Consider the following 19524-nt stretch of genomic DNA (forward strand, 5'->3'; position numbering starts at 1 on the left):
TTCTCCTGTGCGTAGTGATGGATCGGCGTCTGTGGTTGAAGGAGTCAGGGGTGAGCAGATGAGTCTGTGGGAGAAGGTTTTCTCACGACAGAATCTGTTGGCCGCTCTGAAACGTGTTGAGGCGAACCGGGGTGCGGCTGGTGTGGACGGTCTTGGAACGCATGAGTTGCGTGGCTGGATCCGTGAGCATTGGGCCGATGCTTGGGAGCGTCTTGATGCTGGTGCTTATCGTCCGTTGCCGGTGCGTGAGGTGATGATTCCGAAGCCTGACGGCGGTGAGCGGATGTTGGGAGTGCCGTCTGTGCTGGATCGGTTGATCCAGCAGGCTATTGCGCAAGTCCTGTCCCCGATTTTCGATGAGGGGTTTGTGCCGGTCTCGTATGGGTTCCGGTCGGGCAAGAGTGCTCACCAGGCTGTGTCGGTTGCTCGTACAGTGATCGAGCAGGGGTATCGGTGGGTGGTTGAGGTTGATCTGGATGCGTTCTTTGATCGGGTCAATCATGACGTGCTCATGGCCAGGGTTGCGCGGAAGGTGGAAGACAAGAAGCTGTTGAGACTGATCCGTGCCTATCTTGAGGCGGGGATCATGTCAGCAGGTGTTCGTAGAGCAACGTCGGAGGGGACTCCGCAGGGGTCGCCGTTATCGCCGTTGTTATCGAACATCATGCTTGATGACTTCGATCAGGAGTTCTGGGGTCGGGGGCACCGGTTTGTCCGGTATGCCGATGACATCAGGGTCTTCGTGCGGTCGAAGCGGGCAGCTGAGCGGGTTCTGGAGCAGGCGGTGAAGGTCCTTGAGGGGCGTTTGCGTCTGCGGGTGAATCGGGGCAAGTCAGTGATCAATCCGGCGAATGTAGCTACTTTGCTGGGGTTTGGTTTCTATTTCACTGCCCGCGGGGTCAAGGTTCGGGTCGCGGCGAAAGCGTTGAAACGTTTGAAGGCGCGGGTTCGGGTGTTGACGTCGCGGCGGTGGAGTGTGTCGATGGCCTATCGGATTACGGTGTTGAATCGGTTCGTTCGGGGTTGGATGGGGTATTTCCGTCTTGCGGAGACTCCTCGGAAGTTTGCTGATCTGGATGAGTGGTTTCGGCGTCGGATGCGCCAGATTCGTTGGAAGGAATGGAAGCGACCGCGGACTAGGGTGCGTATGTTGCGGTCTCTTGGGGTACGTGCTGATTTGGCGTATCAGTGGGGGATGAGCAGTCGTGCGTATTGGCGGATCGCTGGGTCGGTTGTCCTTCAAAGGGCCTTGCCCAACTCGTATTGGGAGGGGCAGGGTCTGCTTGTGTTTCGTCGTGCTTGGGGATTGTTTCAGTGACTTGGCGAACCGCCGGATGCGGGCCCGCATGTCCGGTGGTGTGAGAGGAGGGCCGGGAGACCCGGCCCTCCTACTCGATTGTTCGGTTCCGAGATGGGGCTCAGAGCACGCGGATGAACGTGACGTCGCCCATCCAGCTGTAGCTGCGCTTCGATGTTCCGGATCCGGGCGAACCAGCGTCGTACATCTTTCCGTCGCCGGCGTAGATGCCGACGTGTCCCGGGTGCCAGATGAGGTCGCCGGGCTTCGCCTCTGACTCGGACACGACCGTTCCGGATTCCTTCTGAGCTCCCGACTGACGGGGCAGGTCGACGCCGACGTGGCTGTAGACCCAGGAGGTGTAGCCGGAGCAATCCCAGCCGCTCTGCGACGTTCCGCCGAAGACGTACGGGGTACCGACGCCCTTCTCTGCCCAGCCGAGGACCTGCTCGGCCTTGGACCCATCGATCGGGCCCGAGTCGTCGGAGCCGCCGGTATCCTTCTTCGGGCTCTCATCCTTCGAGCCCGCGTCTGGGCTGTCGGAATCGTCGTCGGAGTTCTCGCTCGGCTCTTCCTTCGGCTCCTCGGCAGGCGCCGGCTCTGCGACGGTCTCCTCCGGCTCTTCCTTCGGCTCAGGCTTCGGTTTCGGCTTGGGCTTCGGCTTAGGGGCGGCCTCGGCCGTGACCACGTCCGTGTCGACGGTGACCGAGGAATCCTGATCACCCTTCTTCGAAGAACCGCCGGCATCGATGTTCGGCGTCTGGTTCTTGAACTCGACGGGAGCCTGCTTCTCGGACTCGGCTGCGACTTTCGCCTCGTCGTCGGTTCCCTGCCCTGCGGCGGGCATGATCGCTGCGGTGAGCAGTCCGCCGCTGGCGGCGACGACTGCGGCACGGCGGCCGAATGCGCCGGAGTTCGTTGCGAGCAGTTCGCTCAGCTCGGTCAGTGGTGTTTTGGCCTTGGCGTTCGCGGCGCGGCGGCCGTGCTGCTTAGATGCCACGATTTCCTCTCGTTGCCTGTCTGAGTATGACGATGTCCTCCACTGTAACGAATTCGTGATCTTCTGTCACGTTTTTGTTACAAACTGATTCGCAGGCAGGTTCGAGGGTATAATTGCAGGTCACAGGGTCGGTGTGGACAAGAATGGCTGGTGGTGGGCTGTGGTTCCGCCTGATTGTGACTGTGATTCAGCGCTCAGTCTCAGCCTTGAATAACGTTTCGTGACATTCGCAAGACGCAATTCTTGGGTCGATCCGCGGCGTTTTTCACGCCTAAACCACCGTGGATCGACCCAAGAATGCCGACGGCGTGAGATCGCGCGTGCGGTGTTGACGGCGCGGGATCGCGCGTGCAGTGGTGACGTCGCGGGATCGCGTGTGTGGTGATGGCAACGCAGTGGCGACGGTGCCGGATCGCGCGTGGTGGTGACTGAGCGTTAGGCTCCGGTCTCGACAGGTCGGCTGGGATCCGATGACCATCCGGACCAGCTCGCGGGGTAGAGACTGGGCTCGATGCCCAGGGTCGCCAGCGCCAGAGCATTGTGACAGGCGGTGACGCCCGAACCGCAGTACACGCCTACCGGCCCGTCGAGGGCGCCCAGCTCCTCGAAGCGTTCCTGCAGAAGAGCCTCGGGCAGGAACGTCCCCGCGGGGACGTTGTCCGTGGCCGGGGCATTCTTCGCCCCGGGAATGTGTCCGGCCTGCGGATCGAGCGGTTCGGTCTCTCCACGGAAGCGCTCACCGGCGCGGGCATCGAGCAGGACTCCGTCGAAGTCGGCCGCCGCCTCGGCGTCGATGACGGGCAGCTTCCCTGGGCTGATCTCCAATGAACTGGGTGTGACTTCGGGGGTGGGTCCTGTCTCGAGCGTCCCGCCGGCGTCACGGAACGCGGAGAGTCCGCCGTCGAGGACGCGGGCGCTCAACCCGGCCCAGCGCAGCAGCCACCAGGCACGGGCCGCGCCGAGGGCGGAATTGTCGTCGTAGACCACGACCTCGGTGTCGGCATCGATGCCCCAGGAGCGCACAGTCTCTTGGAAGGCTTCGGGGCTGGGCAGCGGGTGCCGGCCGGCCGTCGGGTCGGTGCTGCCGTGGTCGGCGAGCTCGGTGTCGAGGTCGACGTAGAGGGCACCGGGGATGTGCCCTGCGGCGAAGTCCTCGCTGCCATCGGGCTTCGGCAGGGTCCAGCGGACGTCGAGCAGCCTCGGCGCCGGAGAATCGGCCATGCGGGTAAGCAGTTCATCGGCGCTGATGAGAACGTCGGAGCGGGTCAATTCGATCTCCTTCTTGTATAGGGTCACACCGTCTGGACGGGATCCAGGGACGGGGTCGCATCGGTCGGGACAGGGTCACACAGGTTGCAACAGGCTCACACCGGTTGGGTGAGCAGGACGACGTGCTTCTCGCCGAGGCGAGTGAACACGAGCGTGGCTTTGTCGCCCTTGGGCAGTTTGAGTTGGCGGCGGACCTGGTCGGGAACGATGTCGGCACCGCGTTTCTTGATCACGACCGAACCGATTCCGCGGGAGACGAGCTCCTTGCGCAGGCTCGGAACCTTCGCGGGCAGAACGTCGATCACCTCATAGGCGGTGACTCCTGCCGATGCCGGGCCGCTCGGTTCGACGTCGGTGGTGAGATAGGCGATCTTCGGGTGCAGCCGGCGCGCCTGCAGCGGTGCGCACAAAGCGGCAACGAGTCCGGCGCGCACGATCGCACCATCGGGCTCGAGCAGATACTTCCCGAGCTCCCCGATGTCCGCCTCGTCCTCGTCGGGCAAGTTGTCCTCGTGGACGAGGAGGGTGCGTTCGCCCACGACGAGGGCGCCGCGGCCGGGGCGCTGCCTGGCGGCACCGAAGTAGAGGCAGACCTCGACGACCTCGCCGTTGTGGGAGACCCACTGGGCTTCGGCGTCCTCGGGGACGAGGTCGTGGTCGAGTGCCGGGCCGAGCTTCACTCCGGCCGCCTTCGCCGCGCTGGCCTTCTCGATCACCCACGACAGAGAGGGGGAGAAGGCTTCGGGGTCGGTGATGCGGGACGTCGATCCGCGTTTGTCGGCCTTGCCGATGGTCCGCCGGGCCGGATCGAACCAGAGGGCATCGAATCCATCCAGGTCGACATCCTCGGCGCGAGCGTGTTCGACCGCGGCATCGGGCAGATGACGGAGGTTGAAGGCGGCGATGGCGGCGGTGACTTCGTCGGCGTCGACAGCCGAGACCTGCGCGCCCATTCCGGCGAAGGCGACCGAGTCCGCGCCGATCCCGCATCCGAGATCGGCGATGCGGAAGGACTCACCCTCGGCCACGTCGCCGATGAGGCGACGCGCATGATGAGCGGCGACCGGCAGCCGCGTGGCCTGGGCCAGTCCGTCGCGAGTGAAGAGCATGTCCTCCGCGAAGGGTCCGAGCTTCGCTGCCGCCTCCTGCCGCAGCCGGGCCTGAGTGAGCAGGGCTGCAGTCACCTCGGCGGAGAAGCCCTCTTTGCGCAGTGCGGTTGACCGTGCGAGCTCATCGCCTTCGAGGTCGTCGATGCGGTCGAGTCGGTCGAGAACGGCGACGTCGAGCAGTTCAGCCAGTGTCTGCGGATCCATGGCTTCACCCTATCGTCTGCGCAGTGGAGCGATCCCCTCGCCGAGGCGGCCCACCGCAGCCGTGCCCACGCCGTCCGCGCTTCGCCGGGGTTCGCGCCCTCTGCCCTCACCGCAGCGGCCCGGCCGAACCGCCGCGCGGCTGCGGTGATTGTGCGAGCCGAGCGGTGCGGTAAGTTGTTGGCTGTGACGTTATTGACCGCCCGCGATATCCGCGAATTAGCCGCTGACATCGGTCTGCGCCCGACGAAGCAGAAGGGCCAGAACTTCGTCATCGACCCCAATACCGTGCGCTCGATCGTCACCGCTGCAGGCCTCGAGGAGAACTCGAACGTCGTCGAGATCGGCCCGGGCCTCGGTTCGCTCACTCTCGGTCTGCTCGAGGCCGGTCATACCGTCACCGCGGTCGAGATCGACGAGGTGCTCGCCCAGAAGCTGCCGAGCACGGTCGCGACGTTCGCCGGCAGCGACGCGCCGTTCCAGCTGGTCAATGCCGATGCGCTGCGGGTCACGACGCTTCCGGCCCTGGAGCACACCACCGAAGCCGCGGTTGTCGCACCCGAAGCCGGCGGGAACCAGCCCGATGCTCTTGTGGCGAACCTGCCCTACAACGTGGCCGTGCCCGTGCTGCTGCACTTCCTCGAGACCTTCCCGAGCCTGAAGACCGTCCTCGTCATGGTCCAGCTCGAAGTCGCCGAACGCCTCGCCGCCGCTCCCGGCTCCCGCACCTACGGAGTTCCCAGCGTCAAAGCCCAGTGGTACGGGGACGTGAAACTGGCAGGCAAGATCGGCAAGAATGTGTTCTGGCCGGCCCCGAACATCGACTCCGGACTCGTCCGCATCGACGTCACTCGCACCGACCGCGACCCGACTGTCCGCAGCCGCCTCTTCACCCTCATCGACGCCGCCTTCGCCCAGCGTCGAAAGACACTGCGCGCCGCCCTATCCGGCTGGGCCGGTAGCCCGCAACAGTCCGAAGACCTCCTGACGGCGGCCGGAATCGACCCGAAGACCCGCGGTGAGGCACTCACCGTCGCCCACTTCGAACGCCTCGCCGCCGTCGACGGTGATGCCGCAGCACCGGCTGCGCCGAGCGAGGACCCCTCACCATGACCACCCCGCTGCACCCGCGCACGACGATCCCGGCCCCGGTGAGAGTACAGGCGCCGGGCAAGATCAACATCCACCTCGGTGTGGGTGCGGCGAACGACGGATATCACGAGCTCGCGACGGTGTTCCAGGCGCTCAACCTCGGCGAGACCCTGACCCTCATTCCAGGTGGAACGCGGTCGATCATCGTCCAGGGCCGCTACGCGGATGCCGCGGTCCCGCGCGACGAATCGAACTTCGCCAGGCGCGCCGTCGACCTCCTCATCACCGCGCTCGAAGGCGACCGTGACGTCGATGTGCTGCGCGACCTCGACATCGTCATCGACAAGCAGGTGCCCGTGGCCGGCGGAATGGGCGGGGGATCGGCCGACGCGGCAGCCGCACTCGTCGGAGCCGCCCACCTCGTCGGCGGCGTCGACGAGGCGACCGTCCGCGAATGCGCGGTCGCCGTCGGAGCCGACGTCGCGTTCCTCCTGCGCGGGGGCACGGCCATCGGCCAGGGCCGCGGGGAACAGCTGAGCCCCGTGCTCACCCGCGGAACCTTCCACTGGGTGATGGCCACCTCGGCGTCGCCCCTGCCCACTCCGGACGTCTACGCCCGCTTCGACGAACTCAACCCCGACCCGGCCCCCGCGGCAGTGCCCGATCAGGTGCTCAAGGCGCTTGCCGCCGGCGAACCGGACGCGCTCGCGGAATCCGCGGCGAACGACCTCACCGAGGCGGCCGTGTCGTTCATGCCCGAAATCGCCGAGGTGATGGAGGCCGGCCGTGACGCCGGCGCCGTCCTGCCCCTGCTCAGCGGGTCGGGGCCGACGCTCGGCTTCCTTGCCCGCGACGCCCACCACGCCCTCGATCTGGCCGTGCTCCTGCAGGCCACACGAGGCGTCAACGAAGCGCTGCGCACCACCGGCCCCGCGCCCGGAGCACATATCGTGGACGGCGGCTGATCATGGGGGAGGAGAATCACACCCCCGCCGAGGCGGCCGCCAGTCCGAAATCGGGCCCGGAGAACCGCGGGAGCCTCCACGAAACGCTGCGTGATCAGGTCGGACAGGACATCGCCGCCGGACGGCTCGCCGCCGGGACGATCATCAAGGCCGAGGATCTGCGGGCCCGCTATGACGTGTCGCTGTCGGTGGTGCGCGAGGTCGTCCGAGTCCTCGAATCCCTCGGCATGCTGCAGCCGATCCGTCGCGTCGGTCTCGTCGTGCTCGCCATGAGCGAATGGATGCTGCTCGACCCGCTCGTCATCCGTTGGAGGATGACTGAAGCTCCGGCGAGGCAGCTGCGGTCGCTCACCGAGCTGCGAGTGGCCATCGAGCCCGAGGCTGCGGGGCTCGCCGCCCAACATGCTCCGGCGGAATCCGCCGAGGAGATCATGGGCCTGGCCGCCCGCATGCGGGCATCGGGCAGGCAGGGCGATGTCGAAGCGTTCCTCGAAGCCGATGTGGCGTTCCACCGAGCAGTGCTCGGCGCCGGAGGCAACGAGCTCTTCGCCGCCTTCGACACCGTCATCGGTGAGATCCTCGCCGGCCGCACGGGGGCGGGACTGATGCCGAAGTTCCCGCACCCGGATGCCCTGCAATGGCATTTCGACGTCGCCGATGCCATCGGCGGACAGGACGCCGAGCGCGCCCGAGAGGCGATGGCGAAGATCGTCGCCAAGGCCGATGCGGAGATGGGCACCGTCTGGGCCGACGAACCCCGGCATCAGGGGAGCTGAGGACCGAAGCACTCGAGTGGCAGGGAACCCTGTCGCCTTGCCGCCCGGCACTCGGGCGGCCGAGAAACTGCCTCAGAACAGGCTGACGACTCCGTAGAGGGCGAGGCTGAGCAGGAACCCGACGGTGCCCAGCAGCGTCTCGGCGACTGTCCAGGTCTTCAGCGTCGTCTTCGTGTCCATGCCGAAGAAGCGGGAGACGAGCCAGAAGCCGGAGTCGTTGACGTGGCTGGCGAAGACCGAACCGGCGGCCAGCGACAGCACGATCGCCACGACCTGCAGGCTCGAGAAGTCCGGGTTGCCGACGACGATGGGCTGGACGAGCGCCGCCGCTGTCGTCAGCGCCACGGTGGCCGAACCCTGTGCGATGCGCACAATCGCGGCGATGACGAAGCCGGCGACGATGACGGGCAGGCCGAGGGCGGACAGTGAATCGGCGAGGGAATCGCCGATGCCGCTGGCGCGCAGCACTCCACCGAACATTCCGCCGGCTCCGGTGATGAGGATGATCGAGCACACCGGGCCGAGGGCTGAGTCGACGACGGTCTCGATGAGCGACTGGTCCTTCTTCTGCTTCCACCCGAGCAGCCACATGGCGATGACGACGGTGATGAGCAGGGCGATCGGGGTCTCGCCGAGCAGCCGCAGGGAGCTGATGAACACCGATTCGATATCGACCCACCCGGCCTCACCAGCGAAGTTCAGTCCGGTGTTGAAGAAGATGAGCACGAGCGGCAGGACGAGGAGGAAGATGACGTGGCCGAGTTTCGGACGTGAGGCGAAATCGGCGTACGAGTCGTCCTTTCCGGCCGAGAGCACCGTGGGGACGGCGACGTCGATGCGCTTTCCGATGATGAGTCCGAACAGGTATCCGGTGAGATACCAGGCTGGGATGGCGATGATGATTCCGCAGATGAGGACGAGTCCGACGTTCGCGCCGAGCAGTCCGGAGGCCGCGACCGGGCCGGGGTGCGGGGGCACGAAGATGTGCATAGCGGAGAATGCCATGGCCGCAGGCATCGCGTAGAGCAGCAGAGATCCGCCGAGGCGGCGTGCGATCGTGAAGATGATCGGCAGCATGACGACGAGCCCGGCATCGAAGAAGATCGGGAAGCCGAAGAGCAGAGAGGTCACACCGAGGGCGAAGGGTGCTCGTTTCTCACCGAAAAGACGGATGAGAGCGTCGGTGAGCACCTCGGCGCCGCCGGAGAGTTCGAGCATCCGTCCGAGCATCGCACCGAGTCCCACGAGCAGGGCCACGCTGGCCAGGGTGGATCCGAAGCCGTCGTAGAGGACGTCGATGAGGTCACCGGGCATGATTCCCGCGGCCAGGGCCGTGATCACGGAGACGATGACGAGAGCGATGAAGGCATGGACTCGTGCCTTGATGATGAGCAGGAGCAGCACGGCGATGGCAGCGGCTGCGATTCCCAGGAGGGCTGGAGTCGACAGAGTCCAGGCCAATTCGAGTTCGGTCATTGTTCCTCTTCCTTGAGGTCAGGTGGATGGGCGGACGGTGGACGGGGCGATCATGCGCTCATCCGGTTCAGGGACTCGAGGATCGCATTCAGGACATCGGGAATCGACTGGTCGACGTCGACGGTGGCATGTGCCTCCTCGGCAGCGAGCGGTTCGAGTGTGGCCAGCTGCGAGTCGAGCAGATCCGGGGACATGAACTCGTGGTCGCGGCGGGCCAGATGGTCGGCGATGACCTCGCGGGGGCCGTCGAGGTGGATGAAGACGAGCGAAGGTGCGGACCTGCGCAGCAGGTCACGGTAGGAGCGTTTGAGGGCGGAGCAGGCGATGACCGGGGCTGGGGTGCGGGCTGCTTCGATAGCGACGCTGCCGAGCCAGGGTGCCCGATCCTCATCCGTGAGCGGCACACCGGAGCCCATCTTCGCTTTGTTCTCACCGGAGTGCAGATCGTCGGCGTCGACGAACCGACGGTCGAGGGTGTCCGCCACCTGCGCGCCGAGGACGGTTTTGCCGGTTCCCGAGACACCCATGATGACGAGCGGTGGAAGGAAAGGGCTGTGACCCATTACCGAACCTCTCGATAAAATATGAAGAAATATCTATAATCAGTTATTAAAACAGATTTATAGCACCGTAGTGCTGGTGGGAAGCGACTGTCAACACTGCTGATCACAGGGAAGAGGAATGCTCATGAAGGCCGATGTCGCGGTGATCGGAACCGGCGTGATGGGGTCGAACCTGGCCCGCAACCTCGCCCGTCAGCCGGGCCACCGAGTCGCCGTCTACGACCGCGACGTCGAGCGCGCCCAGAGGCTGGCCGCTGACTTCCCCGAGGCCGACTTCCTCGTCGCCGCCGACCCGGCCGACCTGGCCGGGAAGCTCACCGAACCACGGGTGGCGATCCTCATGGTCAATGCCGGAGGAGCCACGGATGCGGCAATCGGCGATCTCGCCGAGGCGTTCGTTCCCGGTGACATCATCGTCGACGGCGGCAACTCCCACTTCCGGGACACGATCGCCCGCGGGGCCCGACTCGAGGGAACCGGCATTGAGTTCGCCGGGGTCGGCATCTCCGGGGGAGAGGTCGGCGCTCTGCTCGGGCCCTCCCTCATGGTCGGTGGAACGGAGACCGCGTGGCAGCGCCTGTGTCCCCTGCTCGAACCCATTGCCGCGAAGGTCGGAGACGAAGCCTGCGTCGATCACATCGGCACCGACGGGGCCGGGCACTTCGTCAAGATGGTCCACAACGGCATCGAATACGCCGATATGCAGCTCATCAGTGAGGCCTTCACGCTCCTGCGCGACGACCTGGGGATGGCGCCCGCCGAAATTGCTGAGGTCTTCGCCGACTGGAACACCGGAGAGCTCGAGTCCTACCTCATCGAGATCACCGCCGACGTCCTCGCCCATGTCGATGAGGCAACGGGCCGGCCCTTCGTCGACGTCGTCGCCGATGCCGCGAAGGCCAAGGGCACGGGTGCATGGACGGCGCAGGTCGGTCTGGACCTTGGGGTCCCGGTGCCCACCATCGCCGAGGCGGTCTTCTCCCGTTCGCTGTCATCGGCCGTCGATCTGCGCGCCGAGGGACTCGACCTGGCCGGTCCCCGGCCAGGCGCCGAGCCGTCTTCACTGTCTGCGGACGATCGTGCGGCCCGCGTCGACGAGATCGGTCGCGCGCTGTTGCTCGGCAAGGTCTTGGCCTACGTCCAGGGCTTCCACGAGATCGCCGTCGGCGCCCGCGAGAACGACTGGGACATCGATCTCGGGGCGCTCGCCGGAATCTGGCGGGCCGGGTGCATCATCCGGGCCCGCCTGCTCGATCGCATAGTCGCGGCCTTCGACTCCCCGACCCCGCCCGAGAACCTGCTCGGCGCCGATTTCGTGCGAGAGATCGCCGGGAGCTGCCAGGGATCCCTGCGCTCGACGGTCGTCCGGGCCATCGGCCACGGCATCGCCGTGCCCGGGCTGGCCTCGACTCTGTCCTACTTCGACGGTCTGCGCACCGAGGCGGGCAGTGCCGCTCTCATCCAGGCGCAGCGTGACCGCTTCGGTTCGCACACCTATGCGCGCACCGACCGTCCCGGGACCTTCCACACTCTGTGGTCCGGCGATCGCAGCGAAGTCGAGGTCTGAACGACGGGGCCGCCTCGGTGAGGGTCGACCGGTACGACGGGGCCGCTTCGGTGCAGGTCGACACCGACGTTCTGCCGCCTCGGCGACGGTCGCCGCGGTCTCACTGATCGACTCTGGTGGCCCGGATGGCGGACTGTCGATATGTTAGAGCCATGACTTTGCCACACGAAGATGTTGACCCAGACGGACTGCTCGAATACTCGGTGGTCTTCACCGACCGATCGCTCAACCACATGTCGCAGCGGTTCGTGTCCGTGATGCAGGAGATCAACCGGATCCTGCGCTCGGCCTACGATGCCGATTCCGCTGCCATCGTCCCCGGCGGCGGCAGCTACGCCATGGAGTCCGTGGCACGTCAGCTGGCCACCGGCAAGAAGGCGCTGATCGTGCGCAACGGTCTGTTCTCCTTCCGCTGGTCGCAGATCCTCGACGCCGGGGCCATCGCCTCGGAGACGACCGTGCTCAAGGCCTCCCCGGACAGCACCGAGCACCAGTCGCCGTGGTCGCCGGCCCCCATCGCCGAGGTGGTCGCCGCCATCGAGCGCGAGAAGCCCGCCGTCGTGTTCGCTCCCCACGTCGAGACCGCCTCGGGGATGCTCCTGCCCGATGACTACGTCCGCCAGGTCGCCGAAGCCGTGCACGCGGTCGGCGGAATCTTCGTTCTCGACTGCATCGCCTCGGGTGCGGTGTGGGCGTCGATGACCGATCTCGGTGTCGATGTGCTCATCTCCGCCCCGCAGAAGGGCTGGAGCGGATCGCCGTGCGCCGGCTACGTCATGCTCAGCAAGGCCGGCCGCGCCGCCGTGGAGGCATCGACCTCGACGAGCTTCGCGATGGACCTGAAGAAGTGGCTGTTCATCGCCGACGAATACGAAGAGGGCCGTGCGCCTTACCACGCGACGATGCCCACCGACGCTCTGGCGCACAATGCCAAACTCATGGCCGAGAGCGAGGAGCGCGGCTTCGACAAGCTCGCCGCCGCACAGGCCGAACTCGGTGAGCGGGTGCGCACCGTCTTCGCCGAACGCGGACTGCCTTCGGTGGCTTCGGACGAGTTTGCCTCGCCGAGCGTAGTCGTCGTCCACACCGACAACCCGAAGCTCGCCACCGGCGCCAGCTTCAAGGAAGTCGGCGTGCAGATCGCAGCCGGAGTGCCGCTGCAGTGCGATGAGCCCGAGGACTTCTCGAGCTTCCGCATCGGCCTGTTCGGTCTCGACAAGCTCGGCGACATCGACGGCACGATCTCGCGCCTCGAGGCTGCTCTCGACTCGATCGGCGTGACCGCCGAAGCCTGAGCGCCCAAGCGCGGTCGGTGAGCATCCCTCACCGCTAGCGTCTTCGCCCCCACGTAGTCGCGCAACATACAGTCGGCGCCATAACCTCCCGTTGCAACGAGGGGTGATGGCGCCGACTGTATGTTTCGGCACTACCGGTGCGGGATGCTCAGCTCTGACGCGGAGTGGACCTGTATCACGAGCTGCTGCCGAATCTCACCCGTCCCTGGACACGAAAGTCGGCTGCGGCCACATTTCGAAACCAGACACTGCAGGTGCTGATCGGCCTCGCGCGGCGCTTGTGCCTGAATTGTTGGGTCGATCCCCGGTGGTTTTCGAGGTCAGAACACCGCGGATCGACCCAACAATGCACACTGTCGGCGACCGGCTCGTGCCTCGCGGTCCCTAGACTTTTCCCGAGGCGTGCGAGAACAGCCGCGCACCGTCTTCTCGGCTGGACTCAGGCGGTGTCTCCGAGGGCGACGACGTTGTCGGCGAGCCGTTCGTTGCTGCCGTACATGAAGTGGTTGGCCATGTTCTCGGAGAACCGGCTGGCATCGGTCGTCAGCCCGACCGCCTCGGCGACTTCGCGGATGTGCATCGGGGTCGCGCCGCAGCACACGCCGATGTAGTTGACGCCCAGGTCGAAGGCCTCCTTGGCGAACGAACCGATCTCGTAGCGGTTGCTCTGCAGGGGATCGAGAGCGGTGGGGAACGTGCGTCCGTGCGGGGAGGCCACCTCGGCGCGGGGGTCGGAGAGGTTGAAGAACGTCGGCTCGGTCTCCGTGGTGCGGTAGGGGATCGGCAGGGCGCCGACGTGACAGGACACGGCCGCGCGGATCTCCTTCAGCCACGGCAGCATCGTCGCCGGTCCGCGGAAGCAGTTGAGGCCGACGACATCGACGCCGAGCTGTTCGAGACGCTGCGCAGTCTCGACGATCCCGACCCCGTCGGCCATCTCCTGGAAGCCCATGGGCGCAAGCGTGAGGACGACGGGCAGGCCGCTGGCCTTGGCGACCTCGGCCGCGGCGATGGCCTCACCGGCGAAGTAGAAGGTCTCGCCGATGATGAGGTCGGCACCTTCCTCAACCGCCCAGGCCACCATCTCGGCGAACATGGCCCGCACCTCGGCCTGCTTGGACTCATCGGCGGGATCCCAGATGTTCGAGTTCGAGATGTTGCCGGCCATGAAGTTCCCGGGCTTGGCGTCGGCAACGGACCGGGCGATCTGCAAGGCGGCGCGGTTGAGCGGCTCGAGCAGGTCCTCCTTGCCGATCACGCGCATCTTCTCACGGTGTCCGTTGTAGGTGAACGCCTCGACGATGTCGGAACCGGCCCGCTGGAAGTCGACGTGGAGGGAACGCAGGGCGTCGGGGAATTCGAGGGCCACCTCGGGGACGAACTCGCCGGCGGACAGATATCCGCGCTTCTCGAGCTCGAACAGGAAACCTTCCGCGCAGATCACGGGGCCGGCGTCGAGGCGTTGGGTCAGGGCGTTGGTCGCGGTCATGGATGCTCTCCGATTCGATGATGTGGTCGAGCCCGGGCGAGCGGCCCGAACTCCGGTATCACACCATCAAACGGGGGAGCGAGGAGCGTCACATCGACATAAAACGACGCCGATCGCCATGAAATGACACGACCCTCGCCGAGGCGGCCCGACGAAGAGCAAGCAACGCAGGGTTCCGGTAGGTGACAGGGTCCGTCGAGGCGGCCCGACCGTCAGTGGTCGTCGCCGCTGAGGTACACCGGCAGCCGGCGGTAGCGCACCGCCCGTTGGGCGGCACCGGCGGGCACTTCCTGAGTCGGTTCATAGGTGGCGTTGTTCTGCGGAACCTCGTGCGAACCGGGCAGTGGGAACGGGCCACCCGTGGCAGGTGCGGGGGAGGCGAAGGACTGCTGCTGACCGGGCTGCTGTTCGTAGCCGGGGGAGTGTTGGTAGCCGACACCGGGCAGCGGCTGCAGGCCCAGTCCCTGCCGGTCCGGTCCGTCGCCTTCGCTGTAGGCGTTGCCGGGATGATGAGTGTCGCCGGGATAGGCGGCATGGGCGTCGACGTCCCGACGACGACCACGCCGGCCGCGACGGTCGGAATCCTCCGGTCGCAGGAACGGGAACGGCTTGAGCAGGAGGCCCGTGACGGTCGAGGACCACCAGCGCAGGGCACGTTCGAAGGGCGACCAAGCCAGAAGGCCGGTCCACGCCACGGCCAGGGCTACACAGATGAGGAGGACGACGGCATCGTGGAGGACGTTGCGGCTGTCGTCGAGCACCGGCTGCAGACCGCGGACGACGAAACCGTGGAGGATGTAGACGGCGAGGCTGTTCTTGCCGATCTTCGCGAGCGTGTCCTTCGTGTTGCTCAGCCACGACAGCAGGGCCAGTGTCAGCAGCACCGCTCCGATGTCCACGATGAGGCGCAGTCCCACACCTTCGGGGACGCTGACGTCGAAGTGGGCGAAGTTGAGGCTGCCGAAGAGCCAGTTGTGATCGACTTCGTCGAGATAGAAGTATCCGACGGCGCCGAGGGCAGCGGCGCTGAGGCAGAGCTTCTGCCAGATCGCAAGACTGCCGGCCCAGCCGATGATCTGCTTGCCGTAGAGCTTGCCGATGACGAAGAACGGCCAGAACGCCAGCGTCCGAGCGGCGGAGAGTTCGGTGTCGAGGATCGGCAGTATTCCGCCGAAGAGCCCGGCGACGAGCGAGGCGACGAGCATCGTGCGCGGGAAGCGCTCGATGAAGGGGACCGTGATCATCCACCACGCCATCGACAGCAGGAACCACGTGTACCAGAACGGTCTGAGGAAGTCGTAGTCGGGATTGAGTCCGAAGAGCCACATCCATCCCCACATGAGCGGCAGCACTGTGGCCAGGAGGACGAAGTAGGTCAGGACCCGCTCGGCCAGTTTGTTCGACTTCGCCGTGATGCCGGCGAGGAAGACGAACGCCGGCATATGGAACATGTAGATGAAGTACATCGGTGCGCCCAGGATCGGCGACTCCCAGGGAGAGGTCCGAGCGAGAAGGTGGCCCAGAACCACCAGGAAGATGAGTATTCCCTTGGCGCGGTCGATGCGATAGTCCCGTGATGACACGCCGATACACTACCGCACCCGGCAGGCTTTGGGGAAAGTTCAGACCGTCGCCGAGGCGGCCGAACGGTCCCGTACGACCGTGTACTCGCGCGTGGGAACGGGGTTGTGGATGCTTAACCGCGGGCGGCGCAGTCCACGCATTTCGCCGCGTAGGGACGGGCCTCCAGCCGCGCCTCGGCGATGGGCTTGCCGCAGTCGATGCAGGTTCCGAACGTTCCCGCGGCGAGGCGGTCGACCGCCTCGGCGATCTCTGTGAGTCGGTTCTCGGACTGTTCGAGCAGGGTCGCGGCCTGCGACCGTTCGAAGGCGAGCGTCGCGCCTTCCGGATCATGTTCGTCGTCACTGTTGTCACCCTCGCGAGCGGCCGAGACCTCGTCGATGCCCTGGGTCAGGCGGGCGATGAGCGCCTGCGCATCCGCCCGCTCCCCCTCGAGCAGGTCTCTCATCTTCGCTTCGTCGATCATCGTCGTCTCCTCGATTCCTTCCGGCTGTGTCGCCGGTGGCCTCTAGTGAAGGCCCCGAACGTTCAGGTCGCGAGCGCTCGGGCCTCGAAAGCTCAGGCCTCGAAAGCTCAGGCCTCGAGTGCCTCGGACGCCTCGAGCCAGCGCATCTCGAGTTCGTCGAGTTCGTCCTGGTACTCACGGATCGCGGCCGTGAGCGTGGCGAGTCCTTCGAAGTCGGTCTGGTCGTGAGCGGCCATCTCCTCGTGCTTCTTCGCGATCTGAGAATTGAGCTTGTCCATCCGACGTTCGATCGAGGACACTTCCTTCTTCGCCGCGCGGGCTTCCGCGCCGGTGAGCTTCGCGGCCGTTTCCGATCCCTCGCTCGCCGAGGCGGCCCCACCGGAATCGTTCCCGCCGGCTCCCGCCGTGGCCCCGTTCGAACCGGCGGTCTTATTCGAACCGGCAGAGCCTCGGCGTTCCTGTTCGGCGCGCAGCCGCAGGTACTCTTCGACGCCGCCGGGAACATGGCGCAGTCGGTTGTCGAGGATCGCGTACTGCTGATCGGTGACGCGCTCCAGGAGGTATCGGTCGTGGGAGACGACGATGAGAGTGCCCGGCCAGGAGTCGAGGAGGTCCTCCATCGCCGCGAGCATGTCCGAGTCGACGTCGTTGGTCGGCTCATCGAGGATGATGACATTGGGCTCGGCCATGAGCAGCAGCAGAAGCTGGAGCCGGCGCTTCTGCCCGCCGGAGAGCTCCTTGACCCGGGCGGACAGGTGCTCCTTCGCGAAGCCGAGGCGTTCGAGCAGCTGAGCCGGAGTGAAGTCCTTGCCTTCGATGGTGAACGAGGTCTTCGATTCGGCGAGGACCTCGCGCACGCGCGAATCGGCGATCCGGGCCAGATCCTTGAACTGCTGATCGAGCACACCGATCTGCACCGTCTTGCCGCGCTTGACCCGACCGGCATCGGGTTCGATCTCTCCAGAGACCAGACCGAGCAGGGTCGACTTCCCGGCACCGTTGGGGCCGAGGATTCCGGTGCGCTCACCGGGACCGATGCGCCAGGTGACATCTTTGAGGATCGTGGTCTCACCGAAGTGCTTGGACACATCGAGCAGGTCGACGACGTCCTTGCCCAGGCGGGCCGTGGCCATCTTCTTCAGCTCGATCGGGTTGCGCACCTCCGGCACGTCGGCGATGAGCTGGTTGGCCGCCTCGATGCGGAACTTCGGCTTCGACGTCCGGGCGGGAGCGCCCCGCCGCAGCCACGCGAGTTCCTTGCGCATGAGATTCTGTCGCTTCGCCTCGGTGGCGGCAGCGATGCGGTCACGTTCGACCCGCTGCAGAACATAGGCGGCATAGCCGCCTTCGAAGGGTTCGACGATGCGGTCGTGGACCTCCCAGGTCTTCGTGCACACCTCGTCGAGGAACCACCGGTCGTGGGTGACCAGCAGCAGGGCTCCGGCGTTCTTCGGCCACCGGCTGCGCACGTGCTTCGCCAACCAGGCGATGCCGTCGACGTCGAGGTGGTTCGTGGGCTCGTCGAGGATGAGCAGGTCCCAATCGCCGATGAGCAGAGCGGCCAGGGCCACCCGGCGGCGCTGACCGCCGGAGAGCGAGGAGATCTGCGCACCCCAATCGAGATCGGCGATGAGACCGGAGATGATGTCACGCGCCTGCGGGTCGGCGGCCCATTCGTGGTCGGCGGCATCACCGACGACGGAGAATCCGACAGTGGCCTCGTCATCGAGGTCATCGCGTTGGCCGAGCATGCCCAGGCGCAGACCTCCGCGGTAGGTCACCCGCCCGGAATCGGGTTCGATGGTGCCGGCGAGCATGCCGAGCAGACTCGATTTGCCGTCGCCGTTGCGGCCGACGATGCCGATCATGTCGCCGGACTCGACACCGAGGGTGACGGAGTCGAAGACGACGCGAGTGGGGTATTCGAGATGGAGGGCCTCTGCCCCGAGGAGATGTGCCATAGCACCCCTAGCCTAGTTCACGGCGGATGGGTCACTGCTCCTGCCATGCGTCTGCCCATGCGTCGGTCGACTGCCTCCACACCTCGCTCAGCTGTCTCAAAGATGGAGGATCTCGCGTTCGCATTGCGGACCGATATCGACTGTGCATGACGGAATATTTCTTTTTCATATCGGTGTCCGCAATTGAGCTGATAACGGGCCTATCGAAATGACTTCGGTGCATTAGACTGACGGAAACTCACCAAAATATGACAGTTCGTCCAGTGGTTTCACATCTTCGGTAAGGGCAGACAGGGCCCCCATCCGTGTGCGCTGTCTGTATCAGAAAAGAGAAAACGTGAAGAAGCTCGCTTCAGCGGTGTCGATGATCGCCGCATCCGCCCTCGTCCTCTCGGCCTGCGGTTCAGGCGAAGGAGGCGAATCCGGTTCGGACTACCTCGCCTGTATGGTCTCCGACTCCGGCGGGTGGGACGACCAGTCGTTCAACCAGTCCGGTCGGGAAGGCATGGAGAACGCGAAGAAGAACCTCGGCATCGAAGAGAAGCTCGCCGAGTCCCAGGGCGACGCGGACTTCGGACCGAACGTCGACAATATGGTGCAGCAGGGCTGCAACCTCACCTTCGGCGTCGGATTCCTCCTCGAGGACACGATCCAGGAAGCCGCCGAAGCGAACCCGGACCTCAACTTCGCGCTCATCGACTCCACATTCTCCGACGCCGACGGCAAGCCCGTGACGATCGACAACGCCAAGGCAGTCGTCTTCAACACCGCCGAGGCCGCGTACCTGGCCGGCTATGTTGCGGCCGCCACCTCGGAGTCCGGCAAGGTCGGCACCTTCGGCGGTATCCAGATTCCGTCGGTGACGATCTTCATGGACGGTTTCGCCGACGGTGTGGACAAGTTCAACGAGGACAACAAGAAGGACGTCAAGCTGCTCGGCTGGAACAAGGAGAAGCAGGACGGATCGTTCTCCGGTGACTTCGAGAACCAGGGCCAGGGCCAGGAGCTGACCAAGCAGCTCATCTCGCAGGGCGCCGACGTCATCATGCCCGTCGCCGGACCCGTCGGCCTCGGTGCCGCAGCGGCCGCGAAGGAAGCCGGCGACGTCAACCTCGTGTGGGTCGACTCCGACGGCTACGAGTCGACCGAATACGGCGACATCATCCTGACCTCGGTGGTCAAGCAGATCTCGCAGGCCGTGGAGGACACCATCAAGGAAGGCACCGAGGACAAGTTCTCGAACGAGCCCTACGTCGGCACGCTCGAGAACGAAGGTGTGGGCCTCGCCCCGTACCACGACTTCGAGGACAAGGTTCCCGAAGACGTGAAGAAGAAGGTCGAGGAGCTGAAGAAGCAGATCGTCGACGGCAGCCTCGTCGTCGAGTCGGAGAGCACGCCGAAGTAAGCTCGTCGGTTA

16 protein-coding genes are annotated in these 19524 nt (G+C 65.6%); 7 read left to right on the plus strand and 9 right to left on the minus strand.

The genetic code is table 11. The features are described 5' to 3' along the window. Positions 1 to 58 precede the first annotated feature (58 nt). A complete protein-coding gene (ltrA, locus tag GUY37_RS05180) occupies positions 59 to 1318 on the plus strand; it encodes a group II intron reverse transcriptase/maturase (protein WP_228278376.1) in 1260 nt (419 codons plus the stop codon). Positions 1319 to 1418: 100 nt separating this feature from the next. Here ltrA and GUY37_RS05185 read toward each other — a convergent pair whose 3' ends face one another. The 3 genes from GUY37_RS05185 to GUY37_RS05195 form a co-directional block, all read right to left on the minus strand. Then, complete coding sequence (locus GUY37_RS05185; protein ID WP_166823056.1) at positions 1419 to 2297, minus strand: C40 family peptidase; 879 nt, start codon at positions 2295 to 2297, stop codon at positions 1419 to 1421. 435 nt (positions 2298 to 2732) lie between these two features. Further along, positions 2733 to 3566 (minus strand): sulfurtransferase, encoded by an 834-nt coding sequence (locus GUY37_RS05190; protein ID WP_166823059.1) that lies wholly within the window; start codon positions 3564 to 3566, stop codon positions 2733 to 2735. Between the two features lie 95 nt (positions 3567 to 3661). Then, a complete protein-coding gene (locus tag GUY37_RS05195) occupies positions 3662 to 4879 on the minus strand; it encodes a class I SAM-dependent methyltransferase (RefSeq protein ID WP_166823062.1) in 1218 nt (405 codons plus the stop codon). Positions 4880 to 5062: 183 nt separating this feature from the next. On the opposite strand from GUY37_RS05195, the gene rsmA reads away from it, so the two are divergent. The 3 genes from rsmA to GUY37_RS05210 are packed head-to-tail and all read left to right on the plus strand — an operon-like array spanning position 5063 to position 7709. Further along, a complete protein-coding gene (gene rsmA / locus GUY37_RS05200) occupies positions 5063 to 5989 on the plus strand; it encodes a 16S rRNA (adenine(1518)-N(6)/adenine(1519)-N(6))-dimethyltransferase RsmA (protein ID WP_166823065.1) in 927 nt (308 codons plus the stop codon). Next, on the plus strand, positions 5986 to 6933 hold the full coding sequence (locus tag GUY37_RS05205) for a 4-(cytidine 5'-diphospho)-2-C-methyl-D-erythritol kinase (RefSeq protein WP_166823068.1): 948 nt from the start codon (positions 5986 to 5988) through the stop codon (positions 6931 to 6933). The genes rsmA and GUY37_RS05205 overlap by 4 nt, the downstream gene beginning before the upstream one ends. A 2-nt stretch (positions 6934 to 6935) precedes the next feature. Continuing rightward, positions 6936 to 7709, plus strand: coding sequence for a FadR/GntR family transcriptional regulator (locus GUY37_RS05210; RefSeq protein ID WP_166823071.1), 774 nt, complete (start codon positions 6936 to 6938; stop codon positions 7707 to 7709). A 72-nt stretch (positions 7710 to 7781) separates the two neighbouring features. On the opposite strand, the gene GUY37_RS05215 is transcribed toward GUY37_RS05210, so the two are convergent. Next, positions 7782 to 9185 carry a GntP family permease gene (locus GUY37_RS05215; protein WP_166823074.1) on the minus strand — a complete coding sequence of 468 codons (1404 nt, stop codon included), beginning with the start codon at positions 9183 to 9185 and terminating at the stop codon, positions 7782 to 7784. Between the two features lie 50 nt (positions 9186 to 9235). Continuing rightward, entirely contained in the window at positions 9236 to 9748 is a 513-nt protein-coding gene (locus tag GUY37_RS05220; RefSeq protein WP_228278377.1) for a gluconokinase, read from the minus strand. 124 nt (positions 9749 to 9872) lie between these two features. On the opposite strand from GUY37_RS05220, the gene gndA reads away from it, so the two are divergent. Next, a complete protein-coding gene (gene gndA / locus GUY37_RS05225) occupies positions 9873 to 11315 on the plus strand; it encodes an NADP-dependent phosphogluconate dehydrogenase (RefSeq protein ID WP_166823077.1) in 1443 nt (480 codons plus the stop codon). 152 nt (positions 11316 to 11467) lie between these two features. Further along, the gene (locus GUY37_RS05230) at positions 11468 to 12610 is read left to right on the plus strand and encodes an aminotransferase class V-fold PLP-dependent enzyme (protein WP_166823080.1); all 1143 of its coding nucleotides are present in this window, start codon (positions 11468 to 11470) and stop codon (positions 12608 to 12610) included. Positions 12611 to 13049: 439 nt separating this feature from the next. Here GUY37_RS05230 and GUY37_RS05235 read toward each other — a convergent pair whose 3' ends face one another. From GUY37_RS05235 to GUY37_RS05250, 4 genes are all read right to left on the minus strand, one after another. Further along, positions 13050 to 14099: a homocysteine S-methyltransferase family protein gene (locus tag GUY37_RS05235; protein ID WP_166823083.1), complete on the minus strand. Its 1050-nt coding sequence runs from the start codon at positions 14097 to 14099 to the stop codon at positions 13050 to 13052. A 212-nt stretch (positions 14100 to 14311) separates the two neighbouring features. Further along, positions 14312 to 15682 carry an acyltransferase family protein gene (locus GUY37_RS05240; RefSeq protein WP_166823086.1) on the minus strand — a complete coding sequence of 457 codons (1371 nt, stop codon included), beginning with the start codon at positions 15680 to 15682 and terminating at the stop codon, positions 14312 to 14314. Positions 15683 to 15795: 113 nt separating this feature from the next. Further along, positions 15796 to 16146: a TraR/DksA family transcriptional regulator gene (locus GUY37_RS05245; RefSeq protein WP_166823090.1), complete on the minus strand. Its 351-nt coding sequence runs from the start codon at positions 16144 to 16146 to the stop codon at positions 15796 to 15798. A gap of 107 nt (positions 16147 to 16253) precedes the next feature. Further along, a complete protein-coding gene (locus GUY37_RS05250) occupies positions 16254 to 18107 on the minus strand; it encodes an ABC-F family ATP-binding cassette domain-containing protein (protein WP_166823093.1) in 1854 nt (617 codons plus the stop codon). 337 nt (positions 18108 to 18444) lie between these two features. Between GUY37_RS05250 and GUY37_RS05255 the strand changes: the two genes are divergently transcribed. After that, positions 18445 to 19512 (plus strand): BMP family lipoprotein, encoded by a 1068-nt coding sequence (locus tag GUY37_RS05255; protein WP_228278378.1) that lies wholly within the window; start codon positions 18445 to 18447, stop codon positions 19510 to 19512. The last annotated feature ends 12 nt before the right edge of the window (positions 19513 to 19524 follow it).

The organism is Brevibacterium limosum (assembly GCF_011617705.1).
GTDB lineage: Bacteria > Actinomycetota > Actinomycetes > Actinomycetales > Brevibacteriaceae > Brevibacterium > Brevibacterium limosum.

Excerpts from the sequence above, each read along its gene's own strand:
- GUY37_RS05205 (WP_166823068.1), top strand. The coding sequence starts at position 5,986 with ATGACCACCCCGCTGCACCCGCGCACGACGATCCCGGCCCCGGTGAGA.
- ltrA (WP_228278376.1), top strand. The coding sequence starts at position 59 with ATGAGTCTGTGGGAGAAGGTTTTCTCACGACAGAATCTGTTGGCCGCT.
- GUY37_RS05230 (WP_166823080.1), top strand. The coding sequence starts at position 11,468 with ATGACTTTGCCACACGAAGATGTTGACCCAGACGGACTGCTCGAATAC.
- GUY37_RS05215 (WP_166823074.1), bottom strand. The coding sequence starts at position 9,185 with ATGACCGAACTCGAATTGGCCTGGACTCTGTCGACTCCAGCCCTCCTG.
- GUY37_RS05250 (WP_166823093.1), bottom strand. The coding sequence starts at position 18,107 with ATGGCACATCTCCTCGGGGCAGAGGCCCTCCATCTCGAATACCCCACT.
- GUY37_RS05235 (WP_166823083.1), bottom strand. The coding sequence starts at position 14,099 with ATGACCGCGACCAACGCCCTGACCCAACGCCTCGACGCCGGCCCCGTG.
- GUY37_RS05245 (WP_166823090.1), bottom strand. The coding sequence starts at position 16,146 with ATGATCGACGAAGCGAAGATGAGAGACCTGCTCGAGGGGGAGCGGGCG.
- GUY37_RS05220 (WP_228278377.1), bottom strand. The coding sequence starts at position 9,748 with ATGGGTCACAGCCCTTTCCTTCCACCGCTCGTCATCATGGGTGTCTCG.
- gndA (WP_166823077.1), top strand. The coding sequence starts at position 9,873 with ATGAAGGCCGATGTCGCGGTGATCGGAACCGGCGTGATGGGGTCGAAC.
- GUY37_RS05195 (WP_166823062.1), bottom strand. The coding sequence starts at position 4,879 with ATGGATCCGCAGACACTGGCTGAACTGCTCGACGTCGCCGTTCTCGAC.
- GUY37_RS05210 (WP_166823071.1), top strand. The coding sequence starts at position 6,936 with ATGGGGGAGGAGAATCACACCCCCGCCGAGGCGGCCGCCAGTCCGAAA.